Source organism: Cytophaga sp. (assembly GCF_051961495.1).
Classification (GTDB): domain Bacteria; phylum Bacteroidota; class Bacteroidia; order Cytophagales; family Cytophagaceae; genus Cytophaga.
Map to the genome: position 1 here is coordinate 1 of NZ_JBQCDF010000306.1, position 4,046 is coordinate 4,046.

The following is a 4,046-nucleotide window of genomic DNA, read 5'->3' on the forward strand; positions in this document are numbered from 1 at the left end:
ATTGCTGGTCATTGTAACAGTATAACTATCTCCGTTAGCTGCAGTAGTTGTAGTATATGTAGCATTGGTTTCACCTGAAATGGCAACACCGCCTTTTTTCCATTGATATGTAGGAGCTCCCCCACCATTGGCAGGAGTTGCGGTAAACGTAACACTTGTACCTGCACAAATTGCACCTACAGGGCTAGCCGCAATAGAAACAGAAGGCGTTACGGCAGGATTAACTGTCATAACAATTGCTGCGCTAGTCGCTGAAGAGGGGCTTGCACACGTAGAACTACTTGTCATTGTTACGGTATAACTATCACCATTTGCAGCAGTAGTAGTCGTATAAGTAGCATTGGTTTCACCGGAAATATTAATACCGCCTTTTTTCCACTGGTATGTCGGTGTTGTACCACCATTGGTTGGAGTTGCCGTGAACGTAACACTTGCATTTGGGCAAATTGTACTTGATGGAGTTACAACAACAGATACTGATGGAGTTACGGCTGATGTAACCGTCATAACAATGGCTGTACTTGTTGCTGTCAATGGGCTCGCACAACTTGCATTACTGGTCATTGTTACAGTATAACTGTCGCCATTTGCAGCAGTGGTTGTTGTATAGGTTATATTGGTTTCTCCTGAAATATTCACACCGCCTTTTTTCCACTGGTATGTTGGTGCAGAGCCACCATTCGTTGGCGCAGCAGTAAATGTTACACTTGTACCAGTACAAATTGTGTTTGATGGACTTGCTGTAATAGATACTGACGGTGTTATAGTTGGATTAACTGTAACCACAATGGCGTTTGATGTAGCAGGATTACCTGTAGGACATGTAGCATTGCTGGTTAATGCAACAGTGTAGCTATCGCCATTAGCTGCAGTTGTAGTAGTATAAGATGCATTTGTTGCCCCTGGAATTGCTGTCGCATTCTTACTCCATACATATGTTGGAGTAGTTCCTCCGTTTACAGGAGTTGCGGTGAAAGTTAAACTCGAACCTGCGCATATAGTAGTAGATGAACCTGCTGCTATGGATACACTTACCGGGTTTGCTGTGTTTACTGTCATCACGATAGCATTGCTTGTTGCTGTTGCTGGAGATGCACAAGCAGCATTACTGGTCATGGTCACCGTATAACTATCTGCATTTGTAGCGGTAGTCGTTGTATAAGTGGCATTGGTCGCACCGCTAATGTTAGTACCACCTTTTTTCCATTGATACGTCGGCGTTGTTCCGCCATTCGTTGGTGTAGCTGTAAATGTTACACTCGAACCTGCACAGATCGTACTTGAAGATGCTGTAATTGATACAGTTGGTGTAACCGGCGGATTCACTGTTACATCATAACTAAATGCTGCTCCAGTACAACTTCCTGTGTTGGAAGTTGGTGTTATTACATATTCAACCACAACGGGTGAGACAGAATTATTATTAAGAGCCTCTGTAATAGGATTAGCTGTCTGCCCTGTTACGGCAGGATTTGTAATACCTGCAACTGCAACTCTTGACCATGAATAAGACGAAGCCACATTGCTTGTAATAGAATAGCTTTGTGCAACTCCACTGCATATTGCTCCGGTTGCAGCCGAAGTAATTGCTGGCTTAGGATTAACAGTTACAGTATAATTTACAGCTGCACCTACACAAGAACCTGTAGTGGCTGTTGGTGTAATCACATAAACAACGTTTACAGGACTTGTACTGCTGTTTGTAAGGGTTTCTGTTATTATGCTTGTTGTTCCTGATCCTGTAGTTGGCGTAATGGATGTTACTGCTGCGCGGGTCCAGCTAACACTTGAAGGTATGGATGTTCCAATAGAATAATTCTGTGCCACGCTACTGCAAACAGATCCGGTTGTTGAAGATGTGATTGTAGGTTTTGCATTCACTGTTAATACGGCTGCGCTTGAAGGAAGCGTCTGACAAGAGTTTGTTACATCAACCGTATAGCTTCCTGCATCTCCGACAGCAAGCGTACCGATTGAATATGTTGAATTAGTTGCTCCTGAAATAGCTGTACCTCCTTTTTTCCATTGATAAGATAACGTTCCACCGGATGCAGTAACGGTAAATGATGTACCCTGTCCTTCACATTTGGTATCATTACCTGGTTGAGCTGAAATAGACGGAGGTGTACAAAGCAAATAACGGGAAACGAATCCGTCCTGAACACCTGCAAGAGAAATTGTTTTAGTTGTAGGACTTGGATCATAATCCCCATTTCCTGAAAGATCTCCTGCAAGTAATATTTTTCCTGCAGCACTTACCGTTACGGCATTTGCTACTTCATCAGATGTGCCGCCAACATTATAAGCTGCGGTTGCAGTCCCGGTTGTTCCAGACAAAACTGCAAAAAAACCGTCCTTGCCGCCAAGCCCTGTAATGGTTTTACCATTACCGAAATTAACTGTCCCGCTTGCAAAACCAGATAACACAATATTACCTGAAGCATCAAATGCCATTGAAGATAAGTTATCTTCACCGGTAGTACCTGTAGCCATATGCCAATTATACGCCCCGGTCGAAGTATAACTCGCCACGAAAATATCATTCAGGCCTATTCCCGAAAAAGTCGCGGTTGTTGTACTTGCTGGATTAAAATAAACATCCAATGCGTCATTTTTAACAATACCACCAACATAAACGGTCGAATTCGTCTTATCAACAAGAATAGTATTCCCCTGATCCAATAAAGCCGCACCAATATTAAATGACCATTGATGACTCATATCCGAAGCATACTTTGCTACAAAAACATCTCCGCTGGCACCTGCACCTGCCTCAGAAATCTGATTCGTTCCATTATTCCCATCCAGCGGACTCATGTCGATATTTTGACCTCTGAAAAAACCCGTAAGATAAATATTTCCAGAAGCATCTAAATCAATACCATTACCACCGTCACCATCTACTCCACCGTAATTATAAGCAAACTGACAAAGCAATGAAGCATCATATTTCGCAACAAAAATATCTGTTGCACCTATTGGTGTACGATTTATCGCAGTGCCCCCCGGATTAAAATTTGTAGGACCGTTAGCGAGCAAACCGGTTATATAAACGTCTGTTCCGAATACTTTAATATCATTCAACTGATCACCGGTTGCTCCTGTGGTTGTCTTTAACAACCTGCTTACCTGAAGAACCAGATTGTTATTATACTTTACAAGTGCCATAGCACCAGAGCCGGCACTTGGAGGAAAACCAACGCCACTGTTATCAAATTTCACATTAGCACCAATAATACTAGCTGCCATGTAAACATTATTACTGGCATCTACATAAACTTTTGTTCCTACATCGTTACTTGTATTACCAAAGGCAATAACTTTCTGTAATTGACCTGAAGAATTATACTTCGCAATGAACCCATCTATTGATGCACCAGCAGATGCTGATGTTCTCAACGAATCAGATCCAACAACTAATGGATTGAAATTGACATTTGTTCCATTATAGCTTCCGCATATAAAAATATTATCGCTGGCATCTGTAGCAACGGATGCTATGTGAATTGTACTGGAAGCTTTGCCCAAGCTATATACCAATTCAGTCGTTTGCGCATTTAGCCTCAGGTTCAAAAAGAAGGCTAAAATAAAAACAATAAGTATGTTTTGTCTCATCATATCAAGTAGATTTAAAGGTACAAACTACTGAATTGTCAGGATGAAAACAATATGCACTAATGAATTACTTCAACTTTATCACTATATAATTCATCTTCAAATTGCACTTGTACAAAATACATACCTTGAGACAAGTCAGCAGTATTTAAATCAATAAGCTCTGTATCAGATTGAATAATTTGTTCAAACATTATAACTGAAGCACCTTGTATATCATATACAATTACTGTTACTTTTTTTCCATCCCTGTTTGTAATGGAAATGTTTGCATGATCTGCTGCCGGATTAGGGTAAACAGACACTACTTTTAATCCATTATCTACCGGTATTACAGCTGTACATACAGATACCGTTAATGTAGCGGGTAATGAAGTCGCGATCGGTGGACATATGCCGGTTACGGTACATGTATAATCACCATTATCTGC

At 41.2% G+C, this 4,046-nt stretch carries 2 protein-coding genes; both read right to left on the bottom strand.

Annotation, left to right across the window (positions count from 1 at the left end; all coding sequences use genetic code 11):
- Positions 1-3,618, bottom strand: a 3,618-nt coding sequence (locus tag ACTHJT_RS16905) for a beta strand repeat-containing protein (protein WP_440240384.1), incomplete at its 3' end; no start/stop codon positions are given.
- A 56-nt stretch (positions 3,619-3,674) separates the two neighbouring features.
- Positions 3,675-4,046: T9SS type A sorting domain-containing protein (locus tag ACTHJT_RS16910; RefSeq protein ID WP_440240386.1), on the bottom strand; the 372-nt coding region annotated here is incomplete at its 5' end.